Source organism: Streptomyces sp. NPDC059785 (assembly GCF_042732375.1).
Classification (GTDB): Bacteria; Actinomycetota; Actinomycetes; order Streptomycetales; family Streptomycetaceae; genus Streptomyces.
Genome location: NZ_JBHWHV010000020.1, coordinates 123,024 through 141,662, shown reverse-complemented (window position 1 = coordinate 141,662; position 18,639 = coordinate 123,024). Strand labels below are relative to the sequence as shown.

Genomic DNA, 18,639 nt, shown 5'->3' with positions numbered 1-18,639 from the left:
CCACCGCGCGGTCGCCACCCGCTACGACAAACTCGCCGTCCGCTACGAGGCAACCGTGCTGGTCGCGGCCATCAACGAGTGGCTATGAGCGGCACATTGAAAACACTCCCTAGCTCTGCGAGCAGGGGGGACCCCCAGCCGCGTTGCCGAAACGCCCTGGTAGCTCCTCCCCCAAGGTCTTAAGGACCAGGGGGGACCCCCACCGAGGACGCTCCGGCGCCTTGCGATCGCACGCACCAGACGCCGCACGCTGCTCCGACCGGGATTTAGACACAGGCTCTCAGCCGGTCAGGTGTTGTGTGCCGATGACGGTCAGGAGGGCCAGGCGGTCGGCGTCCTCGGTGCCGGGCTGGGCCGTGTAGACCATGATGCGCAGGTCGCTGCCGGCGACGGTCAGGACGTCGCAGTCCAGGGTCAGGGCACCGACGTCAGGGTGGTCGACGGTCTTGCGGGCGGCCTTCTGCTCGCCGACGGTGTTCGACTCCCACAGCTCGTCGAAGTGGCCGCTGCGGCGGCGCAGTTCGGCGATGAGCGACCGCAACTCCGCATCGTGCGGGTAACGCCCCGCCGTGCGGCGCAGGTCGGCGACGTGGGCCGCCCGCAGCGCGCCCTGCGACTCGGGGGTGTGCCGCACTCGGCCGTGCGGGCTCAGGAAGTTGCGCCACACCGCGTTGAGGTCGGGGCCGTGCCACTCACCCATGAGCGCCGTGTAGAGGGGGTTGGCGAGCAACTGGGTCCAGGTGGCGTCGAAGACGGCGACGGGAGTGCCGGTCAGCCGGTCCAGCATGCGGTGGACGCCGGGCGTGATGTGCCGCGGGACCGAGCCCGGTCCGGGCGGGGCGAGACCGGCCAGCCGGTACAGGTGGTCCCGTTCGTCCTGGGTGAGCCGCAGGGCGCGGGCCAGGGCCTCGACGATCTGGGCCGAGGGGTTGGCGGCGCGTCCCTGTTCGAGCCGGACGATGTAGTCGGCGGAGATGCCCGCGAGCTGTGACAGCTCCTCGCGGCGCAGTCCGGCGGCGCGCCTGCGGCCGCCCGCGGGCAGGCCGACGGCCTGGGGCGCGACGCGGTCGCGCCAGCGGCGCAGGGCCGCGCCGAGTTCTGTGCCGGTCATGCCCCCGATTGTGGCAAGGGAAGCAGTTACGTGTCCTGGTACTGCGCGTCCCATGACCGCGCGTCTACTGGCTGACCTGGCGTTTCCCGCCGAACCTGGAGGCACGGCAGCCGAACCTGGAGGCAGGCAGCCGAACCCGGAGGCACGGCACAAGCACCGACGGCACATCGGCACCCCCCATTAACTTTCGCGACCCCTCATGAACCCCCGGTCACACCGGCCGGCATCCGGAAGGAACCGCACCCATGAACAAGCTCGCCCTCGTCACCGGCGCCACCTCCGGCATCGGCGAGGCCTTCGCCGAACGCCTCGCCACTGACGGCTACGACCTGATCCTCGTGGGCCGCCGCAAGGACCGCCTGGAGGAGTTCGCGGCCGCCCACCCAGGTGTCTTTGTCCGCTCCGTCGTCGCCGACCTGTCCACCGACACCGGCGTGGACACCGTCGCAGAGATCTGCGCCGCCGAGCCGCTGACCATGCTCGTCAACAACGCCGGCGTCGCCCACTACATGCCGCTGGCCGAACTGCCCGCCGACAAGGCCCGCGAACTCGTCCACGTCAAGGTCGTCGCGCCGACCCTGCTCGCCCGCGCCGCCGTCGCCGGCATGCAGGAGCGCGGCGAGGGCCAGATCGTCAACGTGGCCGGGATGATCGCCTTCAGCGGTCCCGCCGACAAGTCCGTCATGCCCCGCCGCGCCGTCTACGCCGGCACCCTGGCCCACCTCGTCGCGCTGTCCCAGACCCTCGGCGCGGAGCTGGCGGACACCGGTGTCCAGGTGCAGGTGCTGTGCCCGGGCGTCGTCGCCACCGAGTTCCACTCCCGCCAGGGCCTCGACCTGAGCGCCGTGCCCCGGATGACCCCCGAGGACGTCGTCACGGCAAGCCTGCGCGGCCTGGAACTCGGCGAGGTCGTGTGCGCCCCTGGTGTCGAGGACGCCGGCCTGCTCGACGCCGTCTTCCGCGCCGGCCTCGCCGCCTTCGGCGGACAGAGCCCCCGGCTCGCCTCCCGCTACCGGGACGCCTGAAACAGCAGCGGTACGAGCACCGCCACGCCCGTCGCGTCCGTCGGCACCGGCGGCCGGCCGGGAAGGTGACGCGAACGGGGACCGGGGGCGGCCGGTACTACCTCGGCGAATACCACGGGGGGCCGCCCACCGGCAGGACCGTCACCTACGGCGAGATCTTCGTCTTCCGTTTCGCCGGCGGGGGACCGTCACTCCGGCGGTTCCAGCGCGCTCAGGTCCAGGGGCAGGGTGCCCGTGGGCTCGAAGGGCGAGTCGACGGACTGGCGGAAGCGGAAGAAGCCGTCCGGGTCGAACCGCCGCTTGATGTCGAGCAGACGGTCGGCGTGCGCGCCGTAGTACATGGACCGCCAGTGGGTCTGCAACGGATCCAGCTGGCAGACGAACGCACCCGTGACGTACGGCCGCAGCGCCTCGCCGAAGTCGTACGCCCAGGAGACGTTGCTCCTGGTGGCGCTCTCCTCCCGCCAGATGGCCTTCATGACGTACTGAAGACGGCTGTCCCGGTGGGCGCAGGCGCCCGCCTCCACGGGGGCCCGGGAGACGGCCCCGCCGACGTGGCTCCACATCATGACGCTCTCGCGGGAGGGCGAACGGGCCATGAAGTGCAGGAGGATGTCCACGACGGCGGGGGTCAGCGAGTGCGGCGGCAGGTGCCCGGAGCGGATGTAGCCGTGCCGCCCGGCGATGGCGGTCAGGGCGCCGACCTCCCGTTCCCACGCGGGCAGGGACGTCTGGCGCCATTTGGTCCGCAGCGGGGACAGGCGCAGCAGCGGCTGGAGCAGTTCGGCGGCCTCGTCCCGGTCGCCGTTGTAGGTGTTGGTGAAGGTCAGCGTCCACTGCGGCCGGGCGGGTTCGGCGGGGTCGGGGTGGGAGCTCAGATGGCAGTAGACCGTGAGGCCGTCGGGGACGGTCTCGATCCAGTCGTCGTACAGGGCGAGGATCTCGTGGGCGCGGGCCAGGGGGTAGACGAACTGACTGCCGCAGACCGTGCCCGCGGGCAGCCGGTGCAGGCGCAGGTCCAGCGCGGTGACGATGCCGAAGTTGCCCCCGCCGCCGCCCCGGCAGGCCCAGAACAGCTCCCGGTCGCCGGGGTCGGCGGAGTGCGTGCCGACCGACCGGCGGGTGCCCTCCGGCGTGATCAGGTCGAGCCCTTCGAGGCTGTCGCTGCCCAGGCCGTAGGAGCGTGACACGAAGCTGTACGCGCCGCCGAGCAGGGCGCCCGGCACACCCACGGCGGTCGTGCTCGCGCCGACGGCGACGAGCGGGCCGGGATCGAGGGCCGGAAAGGCGTGCAGGTCGGCCCAGCGGGCCCCGGCGCCGACGCGCGCGGTCCGCCGGTCGGCGTCCAGGCGCACCTGCCTCATCAGGTGGGTGTCCAGGACGATGCCGCGGCGGTTCAGGCACTGCCCGGCCGCGCCGTGGCCGCCTCCGCGTACGGTCAGCGGCAGCTCCTGGTCGCGGGCGAAGCGGACGGCCGCGCCGATGTCGCCGGCCGTCCGGGGCCAGATCACGAGCGCGGGCTGCACTCGTACCCGGCCGTTGTCGAGCGCCAGGGTCCGGGCGCGGCGCGGGTCCTGGGGGGCGAGGACGGGGCCGGAGAGGTCGCGCCGCAGCGCGCCCAGCAGGGCGGGCGGCAGCGGCCGGTCCCCGGTCATCCGTTCTTCGTCAGGTCGAACACCTTCCGCAGCGCCTTGGCCGTCCGTACGGGATCGGCGACGGTCCAGTAGTGGCAGAAGAACAGGCGGGGTTCCTCGGCGAGGGAGTGGTTGTGCAGGGAGACCACGGTGATCCGGGCGGCGCGCAGGGCCCTGATCACCGGCTGGATCTCGTCGGCGGTCATGGCGATGTCGCCGTTGACGACCGCGCGCCGGGCGGAGACCGGCTGGATGTGCACCTCCGACAGGGCGCCGAGCCCTGCCGGGACGACGCGGCCGTGCTCGACCACGCGGTCGGTGCGCGGCGGGCGCACCCAGTAGGACCCGTACACGGGGCTGCCTCTGAGACGCAGCGCCGCGTCGACGGCGGCGGTGTCCAGGCCGGCCGGTGGCGGCCCGTAGGGGGCCGGCTCGCGGGGTGTGCCGGTGCTCTCCACGGCGGCCCTGACCGCCTTCGCCAGCGTCCCGGCGCTGCCGAGGCCGCTGAAGTGCAGCCACCACACGGGCGGTCGCGTGGAGCGCAGGTGCTTGTGCATCGTGGTCTGCGTCAGCCCGTTCGCCTGGAGGGCGTCGACGGCGGTCGTCACCTCCCGCTCGGGCACCACGAGGTCGCCCATCAGCATCACCCGGTGGTCGCGGTAGACGGAGAACGCCGCGAACGACGTCAGATCCGTCCCGGTCGCCAGGCGCATGCCCCGGGACCTCACGTCGAGGTCGGTGCGGGGGAACGCCACCAGGTAGGTCAGCCCGTCCGGGGTGAGCTGTCCCGGCCGCCCCAGGAGGTCCCCGACCGGGGCCCAGTCCTTCGGCGTGGCCTTGAGCGGCAGCATCGCGTCGGAAGGCACGTGCCCGGTGCCGCTCCCACCGGGTGCGCGGCCCCCGTGATCCCCGTGTGCCGGGGACGGATCCGGCGGACCGGCCTCGTCCCGTGCGACGGGCCGGCCGGCGGACGGTGCCCGCTGCGACCAGCCGGCCCCTTCCACGCGCTCACCGGCGCCGGCTCGGGCGACCGCCGAGCGGTCCCCCTCGAGGCCGCCGCCGGCCCACAGGGCGCAGAGCACGAGGATGACCCCGAGCGCGAGGGAGTTGCCGCGCAGCAGCCGTGAGCCGTTCACCGGGCACCGCCGGTCGCTTCACGGACGCGGGCGACGCGGATGATGCCGGCGTTGCGGTCCCGCACCGCCATCCGCAGATAGGAAAGCCAGCCGAGAGGAACCATGACCAGTCCATTGACGAGGGAATAGAGCGGATAGAGCAGCAGGGTCCAGTCCCGCTGGCGGCGTCCGGTGAGGAGCAGATAGACCGTGTAGATCACATAGCTCGACAGCAGGGGCCAGACGGGGGTGGTCAGCGTGTACCAGCGCAGGGGCGCCAGCAGGAGGGTGATGACGAGGCCGTAGAAGAAGAAGCTCGGGTGCCGGGCCAGGACGGGCGCGTTGACGGCCATCAGGCGGAACTCGCCGCCGGCCCAGGCCAGCCGCTGGCGCAGCCAGCCGCGCGGCCGGTGCGGGACGGTCGTCAGGACCTCGGTGTGCAGGTACGCCGCCTTGTAGCCGAGGGCGTCCCCGAGCAGGCCCATCTCGACGTCGTTGCCCTGGAAGAAGAGGGAGTGCCGGTCCATGATGGCGCGGTGCACCTCCGTACGGGCGATGTGGCAGGCGCCCGACACCATCCACGGGTAGGTGTGGCGCCGCTGTATGGCCAGCCGGTACTCGTGCGTCTGGAGCTTGAGCAGCAGCCCTGGTACGCCCACCGGCACCAGCCGGACGGAGGCGAAGTCGCGGCCGCTCTCCTGGAACACCCCCATCAGCCGGTCGAGCGGCTCGACGGTGACGGTGTCGGCGTCCAGACAGATCTCGTACGGGGCCCGTACGACGTGCAGCGCCTCACGGATCAGCCGGTCCCGTACGGTGCCCGAGACCCGGCGCCGTCCGCCGGCCGGCCCGGCTCCCGGGATGTGCCGGTACAGCACGCGGAAGCCGTGGGCGTCGGCCAGGGCGTGCAGGGCGGCGCGGAAGTCCTCCGTCTCGGAGTCGGTCGTGCACAGCAGCACGCGGTTCCCGTACGGGCGCAGGAACTCGGCGTTCTCCAGGTAGGCGATGTCGCCGTAGATCGGGACGAGCACTTCGAAGTCCTGGCACGGCGGCGTGCGGCTGCCCACCTCGTAGGTGTGGCGGCGGCCCGTCAGGGCCAGGGCCGTCAGGTCGACGGTGGACACGAGCAGGGGGACGAGTACCAGGGCCGTCAGCACCTGGGTGGACACGGCCCCTCACCTGCCCACGGCGCCCGAAAGCTCACCGGAGGCGATGCTCTCGTCACCCCGCGCGGGGTGGTAGCTGCCCAGCAGGCCGGCCAGCGCCCGGGGTACGAGGTCGTCCCGCCCGGCCTCGGCCAGGCCGCGCAGCTCGCGCAGCCGGTCCTGGAGATCACGGCGTACCGGTTTCAGCCCGAGGTTCCAGATCAGCGGGTGATCGGTGGGCTCGCGCCGCTCGTCCGACGCGCACAGGACCTCCTGCAGTTTCTCGCCCGGCTGGAGGCCGGTGAAGCGCAGTTCGGGCACCGGCAGGTTCAGCAGCCGGGCGTAGCGCTCGACGAGGTGCACGACGCGGACCGGGGCGCCCATCTCCAGCATGTAGACCTCGCCGTGCGCGGCCTCGGCGCAGACCCGGACGACCAGTTCGACGGCCTCGGTGACCGTCATGAAGAAGCGGGTCACCTCGGGGTGGGTCACGGTGACCGGCAGCCCGCGGCGCAGCTGGTGCGCCAGGACGCTGAGCAGGGAGCCACGGCTGCCCAGGACGTTGCCGAAGCGCACCGAGGCGAACCGGGTCAGGTCCTCGGCCGCCGCCGCCCGGACGACGTCCTCGGCCAGCCGTTTGGTCGCCCCCAGGACCGACACCGGGTCGGCGGCCTTGTCGGTGGAGACGAAGACGAACTGGCCGACCGCGGATTCGAGGGCGGCGTTGACGAGGTTCTCCGTGCCCAGGACGTTGGTCCGCACCGCGTCACCGGCGTGCCGCTCCAGCAGCGGCAGGTGTTTGAGCGCGGCGGCGTGGAAGACGATGTCCGGGCGGGTCCGCCGGAACGCCCGGTGCACCTGGGCGCTGTCCCGGATGTCCACGAGGAGCACGTGGTCGTTCCGGGTGAAGCCGTGGTCGCAGAGGCTGAGCTGCACCGCGTGCAGGGCCGACTCGTCCTGGTCGAGCAGGAAGACCGGGTCCGCGCCGAGCGCGGCGACACGGTGGGCCAGAACGCTCCCGATGGAGCCTCCCGCCCCCGTCACCAGCACCTTCCTGCCGCGCAGCGACTGCGCGCCGTCGTCCGTCAGTCGCTGCGCACGAGCGAGCAGCCGTTCGGCCCACAACGGACCGCACTGTTCCGAGCAGTCGCAGAGGGAAGTCATCCGGTCCATGGCCAGGCCTTCGCATGACGAACTTCGCCCGTCCGTCCCGAAGAGGAAAGGAACCAGCGGACGGCACCGGGGTCTGGGGCACCGACAGCTCCTTCTTAACCCCCTGATCCGCATTCCAAACGATCAATACGTTCATATGGTTGTTTCGGTGCTTCCGTGCGGTACCGGACGGTGCGACCCCGCCCCGAGCCGCCCGATGTTCTGTCCTGACCGATTGTGTTGACAACTGTCGTGGTGCGTGTGACGGTTGCGAAGCTCTGCCCTGACCTGGATGTGCAGTGTTCGTTCTGTTCGTTCCGTTCGTTCCGTGATGGACAACGAAAGCGAGAACGCGTGAGCTCAGGAATACGCCGCCGAAGCATCCTGTCCGCCGCAGCTCTGGGGGGCGCGGCCGGTTGTCTGGGCATCCCGGGGCAGGCGTCCGCCCGGTCGGAGTCCCAGTCGCAGTCCCAGCCGCGGCTCCCGTCCCAGTCGGGATCCAGTGAGCGGGCGTCGCCTTTGACATCGTTGTCGGCCGAGGATGGGTACGAGCTGTGGCTGCGCTACCGGCGGGTCGGGGACCCGGGTCTGCTCAAGCGCTACCGTTCCGCCCTCGGGACCCTGGTCCGGCAGGGCGGCGGCCCGCTCCAGCAGTCGGCGGCGGACGAACTGGTCCGCGGACTCGGCGGGCTGCTCGGCACCCGGGTGAGAGCGCGGGCGAGCGCCCCGTCGGGACCGGCCCTCGTGGTGGGCACCCGGACGAGTTCCCCGCTGATCCGCGAGCTCGTCCCGGAGTCCGACCTGGCCGGTCTCGGCGACGAGGGCTACGTCGTCCGGCGCGTCACCCACCGCGGCACGACCCGCACCGTCGTGGCGGCCCGCGCCGACCGCGGTGTGCTCTACGGCGCGTTCCACCTGCTCCGGCTCGTGCAGACCCGGCAGCCGCTGGAGCGCGTCGACCTCACCGAGCGGCCCGCCGCCTCCTTACGCGTCGCCGACCACTGGGACAACAGGGACGGCTCGATCGAGCGCGGCTACGCGGGCCGCTCCTTCTTCGACTGGGAGGAACTGCCGCGGCTCGACGACCGCTACACGGACTACGCGCGCGTCCTGGCCTCGCTCGGCATCAACGGCGCGGTGATCAACAACGTCAACACCCCCGCGGACTACCTCGCGGAGCCCTTCCTGACCAAGCTGGCCGCCCTGGCCTCGGTCCTGCGCCGCTACGGGATCACGCTCTACGTCACCGCGAACTTCGCCGCCCCCATCGACCTGGGCCGCTTGACCACGGCAGACCCCTTCGACGCGGGGGTGCGCGACTGGTGGCAGCGGAAGGCCGCGGAGATCTACGCCAGGATCGAGGACTTCGGCGGCTTCCTGGTGAAGGCCAACTCCGAGGGCCGCCCCGGTCCGCTGGACTACGGGCGCACCCACGCCGACGGGGCCAACCTGCTGGCGGGCGCCCTCGAACCGTACGGCGGGATCGTCATGTGGCGGGCGTTCGTCCACGACAGCGACGCGGGATGGGACCGGCAGGGCTACCGGGACTTCACGCCGCTGGACGGGAAGTTCGCGGACAACGCCGTCGTGCAGATCAAGAACGGGCCGATCGACTTCCAGGTCCGCGAGCCCGCCCACCCCCTCTTCGGCGCGCTGCCGAACACCAACTCGATGATCGAGCTCCAGGTGACCCAGGAGTACACCGGGCACTCCACCCACCTGTGCTATCTGGTGCCGCAGTGGAAGGAGGTCCTGGACTTCGACACGCTGAAGCCGGCCGAGGGCAGCACCGTCGCCGGTGTCGTGACCGGTCAGGTGTACTCCTACGCGCACAGCGGCTTCGCCGGCGTCATGAACTTCGGCGACGACCGCGACTGGACCGGCTCCCACCTGGCCGCCGCCAACACCCACGGTTACGGCCGCCTCGCCTGGAACCCGGAGCTGTCCGCCGAGGACCTGGCCGCCGAGTGGACCCGCATGACGTTCGGCAACGACCCCGAGGTGGTCGACACGGTCTCCGCCCTGCTGCTGGGCTCGTGGCACACGTACGAGGACTACACGGCACCTCTCGGCGTCGGCTACCTCACCCACCCGCCGGACGGCTCGGTGACGGGACACTTCGACCCCAGCCCGTTCACCACCACCCAGTTCCACAAGTCGGACCGGCAGGGCCTCGGCTTCGACCGTACGGCCGCCACCGGCGACGGCTACACCGAGCTGTACGCGCCGGCGATCCGCGACATCTACGAGTCACCGGCGGACTGCCCCGAGGAGCTGCTGCTCTTCCTGCACCACGTCCCTTACACCCACCGGCTGGCCGACGGCACGACCGTGATCCAGCACATCTACGACACCCACTTCGACGGCGCGGACCGGGTGACCGGCATGCGGGCGGACTGGGACGCGCTGCGCGGCCGTGTCGACCACCGGCGCCTCGCCGACGTGCACCGCCGGTTCGACCGGCAGGCGAGCGAGGCGGTGATCTGGCGGGACACCCTGGTCGCCTACTGGTTCGAGCTGAGCCGGATCCGCGACGAGCGGCGCGAGTGGCTCCAGGCGATCGTCGCCCCGGCCGACACGGCGCTGCTGGCCGGGGAACGCAACGAACTGCCGGTACAGGTGGTCAACGCGACCGGCTCGGGGCTGCGCACGAACGTCTCGCTGGACGTACCGGACGGCTGGCGGTCCGAGGAGACGGTCACGTACGTGGACTCCCGGGGGGACGTGACGGTGAAGCCCGCCGTCGTACCGCCGCCGGTCCCCGCGCTCGCCACCCTGCACGCCCGCCCGGTATCGGGCGCGGTGCGGGTTCTCGACGGCTCGGTGCGCAGCCTGGCCAGGACCGTCGTCGTGCCGCCCGCCGCGAGGTGCGTGCACGCCCTGGACGCCGGGCCGGGATCCGCGCCGGTGTTCAAGGATTACACCCGCCTGTCGCCCGACAGCACCTGGCACGACGGCGCCGGGTTCGGCTGGGTCGGCAACACGCCGGACGCGACCGACACCGGACTCCTCGACGTCGTGCGCCGCGACTACGTACGCGACAGCGCCGCGGCCGTACTGCGCCTGAGACTGCCCGTCGGACCCTGCACCGCGCATCTGCTCACCGGCGACCCCAACACCTTCACCAAATCGCTGATCGTCCGCGTGGACGGCGTCGAGCGGGCCCGCAGCGAGCAGCTCGACGGCCGGGAGTTCACCTGGCTCCGCGTTCCGCTCGACGGCGGTGGATCGGGGCGCGAGGTGGACCTGGAGCTGTCCGCGAAGGAGAAGGAGACCTGGCACTTGAGCGCCTGCGCGGTACTGGCCGACGGGCAGGGGTGAGCGCCGCCGGTGGCGGTCAGCCGGCCGGTGTCACCGCGCTCGCCTCCAGCGCCGGGCGCAGCGCCCTGGCCAGGGTCACTCCGTCGCCGGTGGACCAGAAGTGCAGGAAGAACAGCCGGGGGTGTTCGTCCTGGCTGTGGTTGTGCAGTTCGACGAGGTCGATGCGGCCCCGGCGCAGTGCCCGGATCACCGGCTGGGTCTCGTCGGCGGTCAGTACGAAGTCGCCGTTGACGGCGGCTCTCCCGTGGCCGAGCGGCTGGAAGGCGATCGCGGTGCTGAGCCCGAGGGTGTGGGGCAGCAGGTGCCGGCCGTCGGTGACCGGTCCGCTGCGGCCGAAGACGAAGCGGTGGACGCCGTCGGCGGTGATGCCCTCGGCGCCGAGCGCGTGGTCGATCCGGTCCGTGTCCAGAGGGAGGGGCCGCGGGGTGGCGGGGGTCCGCGGGGCCGGCGGGGTGCCGGTCGCGGCCAGGACCGCCTTCACGCCTCTGGCCAGGGCGACCGGACGGCCCATGGCGTGGAGGTGGGTCCACCAGACGTCCGGGTGCTGGGCGAGGAGGTGTTTGTGCAGTGCGGTCTGGGCGATGCCGGCCTTCTGCAACGCGTCGGTGACGCGGGGCAGTTCGCGTTCGGTGACGACCAGGTCGCCCATGAGCATGGTTCCGTCGTGGTACCGGGCGAAGTTGGCGGAGCCGCCGAGGGCCAGGGCCGGTTCGATGCCGACGCCGTGCGAGGTGACCTCGAGGTCGGTGCGGGGCAGCGGAACGCGGTAGACGCTGCCGTCGGACAGGGTGCCGGTGCGGCCGAGGGCTTCGGCCACGCCCCGCCAGTCGCCGGTGGTCGTGGTCACCGGCGGGTGCGCGGGCGGCCGTCGGTCGTCGTGCGAGCCGGTGCGGCCGGTGCCGCAGGCCACCAGTACGAGCATGCAGGCCGCGGCGGCACCGGCCAGCCGCAGGCCCACCAGGCGTGACGGACGGGACATGGTTCTCCTCGGAGCGGGGCGGGGGAGGGGCGGCCGCACGTGATCCGCGCGGCCCACTGCGAGGCAACCAGCCGACGGCACGACCGGACCGGGGACGCGCCCGGTCGGCCAGGTCTTCATACCGGACCTTCCCACCGGCCATGAGCCGACGGCCCGTTCCGCTCGCCCTGCCGCCCCAGCCGTCGCAGCGGACGCGAAGAGCGGGGCCATGGGCGCCGACCGGTCCGGCGATGGGTATGACGACGGTGGCGCTCCGTCATGCCACTTCACCGTGCGTGGCGGACGGGGTGCGATGACGCATGCGGGACGAGGCTTAGCGGCGCGTGCAGATGGAAACGACTATGGCGGAATGGTTGTCGTAATCATGAGCGACGGCCGATCGACGTGGGGAGAGAACTCCGTGAAGGACGCGCCCTTGTACCTGAGACCGCGGGTCGATCCACCGCTGGCCTCGCTGCTCGGGGACGTGCCGTTCCTGCACTCGCTGGTCGACGCGCTCGGCTCGCCGCTCAACGTGCTGCTCCCGGAGGTCGTCGCCGAGAACGCCGAGCGCTTCCGGGCCGTCTTCCGCCGTCACCATCTCGCGGGCCGGGTGTACTTCGCACACAAGGCGAATCGTTCCTGCGCGCTGCTGCGCCGACTGGCCGCCTGCGACCCTGCCGCCGTCGGCGTCGACGTGGCCTCCCTGGCGGAGTTACGGCACGCGCTGAGCTCCGGATTCACCGGGGACCGGGTGATGGCGACCGGACCGAAGGACCGGGAGTTCCTGTGGCTGGCCGCCCGGGTGGGCGCGACGGTCAACCTGGACTCGGCCGGTGAACTGGAGCGACTGGCGCGGCTCGTCCGCACGTACGGGCTGGGCAGGGTGGACGTGCTGGCGCGGCTGTCGGGGTTCGAGTCGGACACCGGGAACGGCGGCGCGGGCACCCGGGTGCTGTCCCGCCGCAGCCGCTTCGGCACCCCCGTCGCCGAACTCGGTGAACTGCTGACGGCACTGGAGCGGCACGAGGACTCCGTTCGACTCGTCGGCCTGGCCTACCACTTGGACACCACTGGGCTGGAGGAGAAGGCGCGGGCGCTGGAGCGGTGCGTGCTGGCCATGGACGAGTGCCGGGCCCGGGGCCTGGCGCCGCGCGCCGTCGACATCGGCGGCGGCTTCGGCGTCGGGTACGTCGCCGACGCGGGCGAGTGGGAGCGGTGGACCACCGCGCTGAGCGAGTCGGTGCTCGGGCTCCGGCCGCCCCTGGCCTGGCGCGGTCACGGCTACGGCCTGCGCAACGAGGGCGGCACGATCCGCGGCACCGCGGCCCTCTACCCCGCCCACCGGCCCGTCGCCGGACCGGCCTACCTGGAGGAGCTGCTCGCGCGTCCCGCCCCGGCCCTGGGCCGCCCGCCCGCGACGCTGCTGCTGGAGCACCTGAACGATCTGTACGTGGAACCGGGGCGCGCCCTGGTCGACCAGTGCGGCCTGTCGCTGGCCCGGGTGCTGGACGTACGGCTCACGGGCGACGGCATTCCTCTGGTGCGGCTCGGGATGAACGCCGGTGACGTGAGCCTGGAGGAGCACGGGGTGCTCGTCGATCCCGTGCTGATCCCCCGCGGCGACGCGGCCGGTGCGCCGGCCGCGGACGGACGGGAGGGGGGCGGACCGGACGGGTACGGGCCGAACGGGTACGGGCCGGGCGGGGACGGACCCGTCGGGGTGCATCTCGTCGGGAACCTCTGCCTGGAGGCCGATCTGATCACCCGCCGGGTGGTGCACCTGCCCCGGCTGCCGCGCGCCGGGGACCTGCTGGCCTTCGTCAACACCGCCGGATACGTCATGGACTTCCACGCCCACCACGCGCAGCGGCAGCCGGTCGCGCGGACGGTGGCGGTCACGGAGGAAGGCGGCGCCCGGCGCTGGTGCCCGGACGAGGACTACTGGCCGCTCACACACCCGCAGGGAGTGCCGTCATGAGGTACGACACCATCACCGAGGCCATCGGCAACACCCCCATGGTCCGCATCGACCCGTCCGTCCACGGACTGCGCCACATCGACCTGTACGCCAAGCTGGAGATGCTCAACCCGTTCGGATCCGTCAAGGACCGGCCCGCCTGGCACATGGCCCGCCCGCACCTCGAAGAGGCCGCCGAAGGCGACGGCACCGTCGTGGAACTCTCCAGCGGCAACACGGCCAAGGCCCTCGCCCTGCTCGCCGGGATGCACGGACTGAAGTTCAAAAGCGTGACCAACCGGATGCGCGTCCCCGAGATCAAGGAACTGCTGCTGCTCCTCGGCGCGGAGATCGAGGAGCTGCCCGGGCAGAGCGAGTGCCTCGACCCGACGGACACCGATGACCCGCTGACCCGTTTCCACCAGGCGCTCTCCGAGCCCGGCAGCACCTACCTCCACACCGACCAGTACTTCAACCCGCGCAACGTCGAGGCACACGCGGCCGGTACCGGGCCCGAGATCGTCAAGGACCTGGACGGCCGGGCACCGGACTGGTTCATCGCCTGCGTGGGCACGGCCGGGTCCTCGACCGGGGTCGCCAGAGCGCTGCGCGAGCACGATCCGCGGGTACGCGTCCTCGGCCTGGTCGCCGCCAAGGCCGACTTCGTCCCCGGCATCCGCACCATCGACGAGGTGCACCAGGTCGGCCTCTTCGACCCGGCCACCTACGACTCCATCGAGTCCGTCACCTCCCAGGAGGCCATCGACGGGATGGTCACCCTCATCCGCCGCTGCGGGCTGTTGTCGGGGCCGACCGGCGGCGCCGCCTACGAGGGCGCCGTCCGTCATCTGGCGTCCGTGGACGCCGAGTTGGCGGGCACGGGCCGCCGGGAGACCGCCGTGTTCATCGTCTGCGACCGGGCCGAGAGCTATCTGAGCTACGTACGGCAGCGCCGCCCGGAGCTGCTGGGCCGGACGCGGCGAGGCCACTCGGCGGCGTCGCTCACCGACGGCGAGATACGGGAGCGGGCCCGGGCCGTGGACGTCGCCGAGGCCCGGCGCCTGCTGGCGGACGGCGACCCGCGTCCGCTGGTGGTCGACCTGCGCGGGCCACACGCGTACGCCGCCCTGCACATCGAAGGCTCGGTCAACATCGTCGACGAGGTCTTCGAGGAACTGGTGCGGACCGGGCTGCCGTTCAGCAAGCGGACACCGGTGCTGCTGGCCTGTCCGGTGGGGGAGAAGTCGCTGCGGTACGCCGCGCTGCTGACCGGTATGGGACACCCGGACGTGCGCAGCCTGGCGGGCGGCATCGTCGCCTGGCGGGACGCGGGCGCCCCGCTGGTGAGGGAGTGACCCGCCGATGACCCATGAGACACCTGACGCGGCGCACGCTCCGGCACCTGACGCGGCGCACGCTCCGGCACCTGACGCGGCGAGCGGCCTGTCACCTGGTGCGGCTGGTGCGGCGCACGCCCCGGCGCCTGACGCGGACGCGTCCTGGCAGCGGGAGGCGAGAGCGCAGTTCCCGATCATCAGCGCGCACACCGGACTGACCTACCTGGACAGCGCGGCGACCTCGCAGAAACCGCGGGCCGTCCTGGAGGCCGTGCAGACCTACCTCACGACCTGCAACGCCAACGCGGGCCGCGGCACCTACCCTTGGGCCAACCGGACCACGGAGGTGATCGAGCGGGCGCGTGAACGGGTCAAGGAGTTCCTCGGCGACCCGGGGCCCGGCCGCTCCACCGTCCACTTCACCGGCGGCACCACCGAGGGCCTGCGCACCGTCGCCCGTGACTGGCTGGTGGAACACCTCACCGACGGCGACGAGATCCTGGTCCCGTTCGCCGACCACCGGGCCAACCTCGAACCCTGGCTGGAGGCCCGGCGGCTGCTCGCCGAACGCGGCACCGAGGTACGCGTGCGCGCCCTGCCGTACCAGGAGGTCTCCGGCGACTACGACCACCGCGCCCTCGCCGCGGCCGTCGGCCCGCGTACCCGCTTCGTCGCCGCCACGCATGTCCACCACGTCTACGGCGGCGACATGAACGTCCACCGGCTGCGCGCCGCCGTCGGCCCCGACGTGCCCATCTGCCTGGACGCCGCGCAGAGCGTCGGCCACGTGCCCGTCCGGGTCGGCGATCCGGAACTCGACGTCGACTTCGTCGTGTTCTCCGGGCACAAGGCGCTCGCGCTGCCCGGCACCGGAGCCGTGTGGGCCCGCAACACCCGCGGCCCCGCCCTGCGGCCCGGCGGGTGGCAGGGCACCCCCAACACGGTGGGCGTGGTGTCGCTGCTGGCCGCGCTCGACTGGCTGGACGCGGTCGGCGTCGACCGCATCACGGCCCACGTCACCCGGCTCGCCACCCGCCTGACCGACCGGCTGCGCCGCCTGCCCGCCTACGAGGTCATCGGCTGTCCCGCCAGCCTGGCCGCCGACTCCGAACTGCCCGCGGCCCAGCGGCGGCACGGCATCGTGACCTTCCGGCACCGCGAGATCCCGTCGGACGACCTGGGCTTCATCCTCTACAGCCACGGCTTCATGGTCCGGGCCGACAGCCTCTGCCAGGCGGGCGCGGACGACGCGGACGGATCGGTCCGGGTGAGCCTGCACGTCTACAACACCGAGGAGGAGATCGACCGCCTGCTCGCGGTTCTCGGCTCGCTGATCTGAGTCCGTTGATCCGAGTCCGCTGATCCGATGGCCTGAAAAGCAAGTGAAAACCGTTTCCACCTGTAGATTGCGCGGTAGTCGCGACAGATGAGAGACGGAAGAGGTGGCGCGGCCAGATGGGCGTGAGCATGGAGACGGCCGGCAGGTGGGTGGAGCGCTGGGAGCGGCAGCAGCAGCGCTACGCGGTGGACCGGGAGGAGCGCTTCACGGTGATGTCCGACGTGGTGGAGCACGTCTGCGCGGGCCGCGACCGGCCGCTCCTGCTCGACCTGGGCTGCGGCCCCGGCTCCCTGTCCGCCAGACTCGCCCGCCGGCTGCCGGACGCGGAGATCGTCGCGGTCGACATGGACCCCGTACTGCTGGAGCTGGGGCGGACCCACCACGCGGACGCCGCACGGTACTTGCACGCGGTGATCGGTGCGGAGGGCTGGACCGACGCCCTGGAGCTGCCGCGCAGCCTGGACGCCGCCGTCTCCACGACGGCCCTGCACTACCTTGCGGCCCCCGTCCTGCTGGAGGCCTACCGCAGTCTCGCGGCCCTGCTGCGCCCCGGCGGGGCGCTGGTCAACGGCGACCACTTCCCGCCGGACCCGGAGTCCTGCTCCGCCCTGACCGCCCTCGTGGGGCGCCGCCGTACCGAGCGGGCGGGCGGGCACGGTCAGGAGGACTGGGAGTCCTGGTGGCGGGCGGCGGCCCAGGATCCCGAACTGGCCGATCTGTTCGAGCGGCGAGAACAGGGCCGACCGGCGTCCGGCGGCGGTGACGGCAACCGGCACCTGTCCGTGCGCCGCCACGCCGAACTGCTGCGCCGGGCGGGGTTCGGGCAGGTCACGCCGGTGTGGCAGGTGGGGGACAGCCGCGTGCTCGTGGCGTTGAAGGACTGACGGGGACGGCCGGTCGCTCGCGGTCCCGCGGCGCCGGCCTCACAGTGCGAGGGCCATGAGGATCTCGTCGCGGTCGTCGCCGGGCGCCACCCGCAGCGCGCCCGGCCACCGGCCGACCTCGGTCCAGCCGGCCCCGCGGTAGAAGTCCTCGAGCCCCAGGCCCGCGCGCGCAGCGAGCTTGAGCCGTTCCAGGCCCATCTCCTCCCGCGCGACCTCGCGGACGCGGTGCATGAGCGCGAACCCGACGCCCCGGCCCCTGAGGTGTACCTGTGTCTGTACGTGGTTCACCACGCCGCAGTGCGCCTCGAACGGGTGCGCCTCGCGGCGGACGAGCAGCCAGCCCGCGAGGGCGCCGTCGAGTTCCGCGGTCAGCAGCCGGCAGTCCCCGGGTGCCAGGCCCGCCGCGATGCGGTCCACGGCGGGCGCCAGGTCCGCCGCTGTCACGGGCGGGGTCGGGCAGTCCGCCGGGACGACCGCCCCGCCGCCGTCGACCACCGCGGCCCAGCAGGCGGCGAGTTCCCGCCGGAGGCCGGCGGAGAGCTCGGACGGCCGGGTGAACTGGGCGAACACGGGCGCGGCGACTTCGGATGCTGTCACGGGGCCAGCTTGTCACGGTGACCGGCTTGTCATGAACTCGGTCCGAGACCCCGTACCCCTTAGCGTTTGCGAAGGGCGAGGAAAACTGCGCATAGATATACCGAACAGCCCCGGAAACCGTCCTGGCCGCGGGCCGCAAGGGAGGAGTCTGGCCTTCGTCCGGCGAAAGCACGGGCCGGTCACGGCCGTCCCGGCCGACCGGTTCCCGAGGGAAGACATGGCATGGGACGAAGCAGGCAGAAGGCGGAACGCATCGGAGGTGCCCTACTTCACCGACTACGTCAAACGCTTCACCGACCTGCCGTTCCCCGTCGCCCTGGACGAGCGCGGGAGCGGCACCCATGTGCCGGGGCAGTTCGTCAACGCGCGGGACCTGGACCTGGCCCGGGAGGCGGACGCGGCGGCCCGGCGCTGGATGCCGGTCCTGTACGACACGGTGACCGAGCGGCCCGCCGTACCGAACGGCACCCCGGGGCGACCGCTGGGGCAAGGCGAGCGAGGGCCGCTGGAACCTCGACCTCGGCGGCCCCGACCCGCTGCTGACGCTGTACGGCCGGCCCGGCACGACGACGGCCGAGGTGCTGCTGCCCCGCTTCGACGGGGACGGCGGCCGGGACACGGGAACAGCGCGGCGCGCGGTACCCGCCCTCCAACTCGGCGACCGCCCGGTCACCACCGTCTTCGATCTGATGCCGGCCCCAGTACGGGGTCGGGCGCGACGGCCTCGTACGACTACCGTCTCGGCGTCTCGGTGTGGTTCCGCTCCCTGCTCACCCTCGATCCGAACGTGCCCGCCATGGCCGGCGCGCCGCTCGCGTACCGAGTCCACGCCCTGCTCGGCATGGCCCTGTTCACGCTGTGGCCCTTCAGCCGCCTCGTCCACGCCTTCACCGCACCGCTCGGCTATCCGACCCGCCCGTACATCGTCCACCGCTCCCGGGGCACCCGGCGCGTACCCGGTGCCCAGGGCGCGGGCCGGTGAGGCGGCCGACGGTGCGCGAGCGACGAAGCCGGTGGCCATGACGGGAGCGAAACACGCGGGCGGCAGGTCCCGGCACCTC

14 protein-coding genes are annotated in these 18,639 nt (G+C 72.5%); 7 read left to right on the top strand and 7 right to left on the bottom strand.

Features of this window, described 5'->3' with window-relative positions:
- Positions 1-280: 280 nt before the first annotated feature.
- A complete protein-coding gene (locus ACFV6E_RS17655) occupies positions 281-1,111 on the bottom strand; it encodes a helix-turn-helix transcriptional regulator (protein WP_385175708.1) in 831 nt (276 codons plus the stop codon).
- 245 nt (positions 1,112-1,356) lie between these two features.
- Between ACFV6E_RS17655 and ACFV6E_RS17650 the strand changes: the two genes are divergently transcribed.
- Positions 1,357-2,136, top strand: coding sequence for an SDR family NAD(P)-dependent oxidoreductase (locus ACFV6E_RS17650; protein ID WP_385462572.1), 780 nt, complete (start codon positions 1,357-1,359; stop codon positions 2,134-2,136).
- Between the two features lie 188 nt (positions 2,137-2,324).
- Here the strand turns inward: ACFV6E_RS17650 and ACFV6E_RS17645 are convergent, their stop codons facing one another.
- The 4 genes from ACFV6E_RS17645 to ACFV6E_RS17630 are packed head-to-tail and all read right to left on the bottom strand — an operon-like array spanning position 2,325 to position 7,203.
- Positions 2,325-3,791 (bottom strand): FAD-binding oxidoreductase, encoded by a 1,467-nt coding sequence (locus ACFV6E_RS17645; RefSeq protein WP_385462570.1) that lies wholly within the window; start codon positions 3,789-3,791, stop codon positions 2,325-2,327.
- Positions 3,788-4,906 (bottom strand): DUF1259 domain-containing protein, encoded by a 1,119-nt coding sequence (locus tag ACFV6E_RS17640; protein WP_385462567.1) that lies wholly within the window; start codon positions 4,904-4,906, stop codon positions 3,788-3,790. The genes ACFV6E_RS17645 and ACFV6E_RS17640 overlap by 4 nt, the downstream gene beginning before the upstream one ends.
- Entirely contained in the window at positions 4,903-6,054 is a 1,152-nt protein-coding gene (locus tag ACFV6E_RS17635) for a glycosyltransferase (RefSeq protein ID WP_385167058.1), read from the bottom strand. The genes ACFV6E_RS17640 and ACFV6E_RS17635 overlap by 4 nt, the downstream gene beginning before the upstream one ends.
- A gap of 6 nt (positions 6,055-6,060) precedes the next feature.
- Positions 6,061-7,203 carry an SDR family NAD(P)-dependent oxidoreductase gene (locus ACFV6E_RS17630; RefSeq protein ID WP_385167060.1) on the bottom strand — a complete coding sequence of 381 codons (1,143 nt, stop codon included), beginning with the start codon at positions 7,201-7,203 and terminating at the stop codon, positions 6,061-6,063.
- A 507-nt stretch (positions 7,204-7,710) separates the two neighbouring features.
- Between ACFV6E_RS17630 and ACFV6E_RS17625 the strand changes: the two genes are divergently transcribed.
- Entirely contained in the window at positions 7,711-10,503 is a 2,793-nt protein-coding gene (locus tag ACFV6E_RS17625) for an alpha-glucuronidase family glycosyl hydrolase (RefSeq protein WP_385462564.1), read from the top strand.
- Between the two features lie 16 nt (positions 10,504-10,519).
- Here ACFV6E_RS17625 and ACFV6E_RS17620 read toward each other — a convergent pair whose 3' ends face one another.
- Positions 10,520-11,482: a DUF1259 domain-containing protein gene (locus tag ACFV6E_RS17620; protein ID WP_385462561.1), complete on the bottom strand. Its 963-nt coding sequence runs from the start codon at positions 11,480-11,482 to the stop codon at positions 10,520-10,522.
- Positions 11,483-11,846: 364 nt separating this feature from the next.
- Here ACFV6E_RS17620 and ACFV6E_RS17615 point away from each other — a divergent pair, with 364 nt between their 5' ends.
- From ACFV6E_RS17615 to ACFV6E_RS17600, 4 genes are all read left to right on the top strand, one after another.
- Complete coding sequence (locus ACFV6E_RS17615; RefSeq protein WP_385462558.1) at positions 11,847-13,442, top strand: Y4yA family PLP-dependent enzyme; 1,596 nt, start codon at positions 11,847-11,849, stop codon at positions 13,440-13,442.
- On the top strand, positions 13,439-14,776 hold the full coding sequence (locus ACFV6E_RS17610; protein WP_385462555.1) for a pyridoxal-phosphate dependent enzyme: 1,338 nt from the start codon (positions 13,439-13,441) through the stop codon (positions 14,774-14,776). Before ACFV6E_RS17615 ends, ACFV6E_RS17610 begins: the two co-directional genes overlap by 4 nt.
- Positions 14,777-14,783: 7 nt before the next feature.
- Entirely contained in the window at positions 14,784-16,097 is a 1,314-nt protein-coding gene (locus ACFV6E_RS17605; protein WP_385462552.1) for an aminotransferase class V-fold PLP-dependent enzyme, read from the top strand.
- Positions 16,098-16,213: 116 nt separating this feature from the next.
- Entirely contained in the window at positions 16,214-16,981 is a 768-nt protein-coding gene (locus ACFV6E_RS17600; RefSeq protein WP_385167071.1) for a class I SAM-dependent methyltransferase, read from the top strand.
- Positions 16,982-17,020: 39 nt separating this feature from the next.
- On the opposite strand, the gene ACFV6E_RS17595 is transcribed toward ACFV6E_RS17600, so the two are convergent.
- Positions 17,021-17,578: a GNAT family N-acetyltransferase gene (locus ACFV6E_RS17595; RefSeq protein ID WP_385167073.1), complete on the bottom strand. Its 558-nt coding sequence runs from the start codon at positions 17,576-17,578 to the stop codon at positions 17,021-17,023.
- Positions 17,579-17,837: 259 nt separating this feature from the next.
- On the opposite strand from ACFV6E_RS17595, the gene ACFV6E_RS17590 reads away from it, so the two are divergent.
- Entirely contained in the window at positions 17,838-18,560 is a 723-nt protein-coding gene (locus tag ACFV6E_RS17590) for a respiratory nitrate reductase subunit gamma (RefSeq protein WP_385462549.1), read from the top strand.
- Positions 18,561-18,639 lie beyond the last annotated feature (79 nt).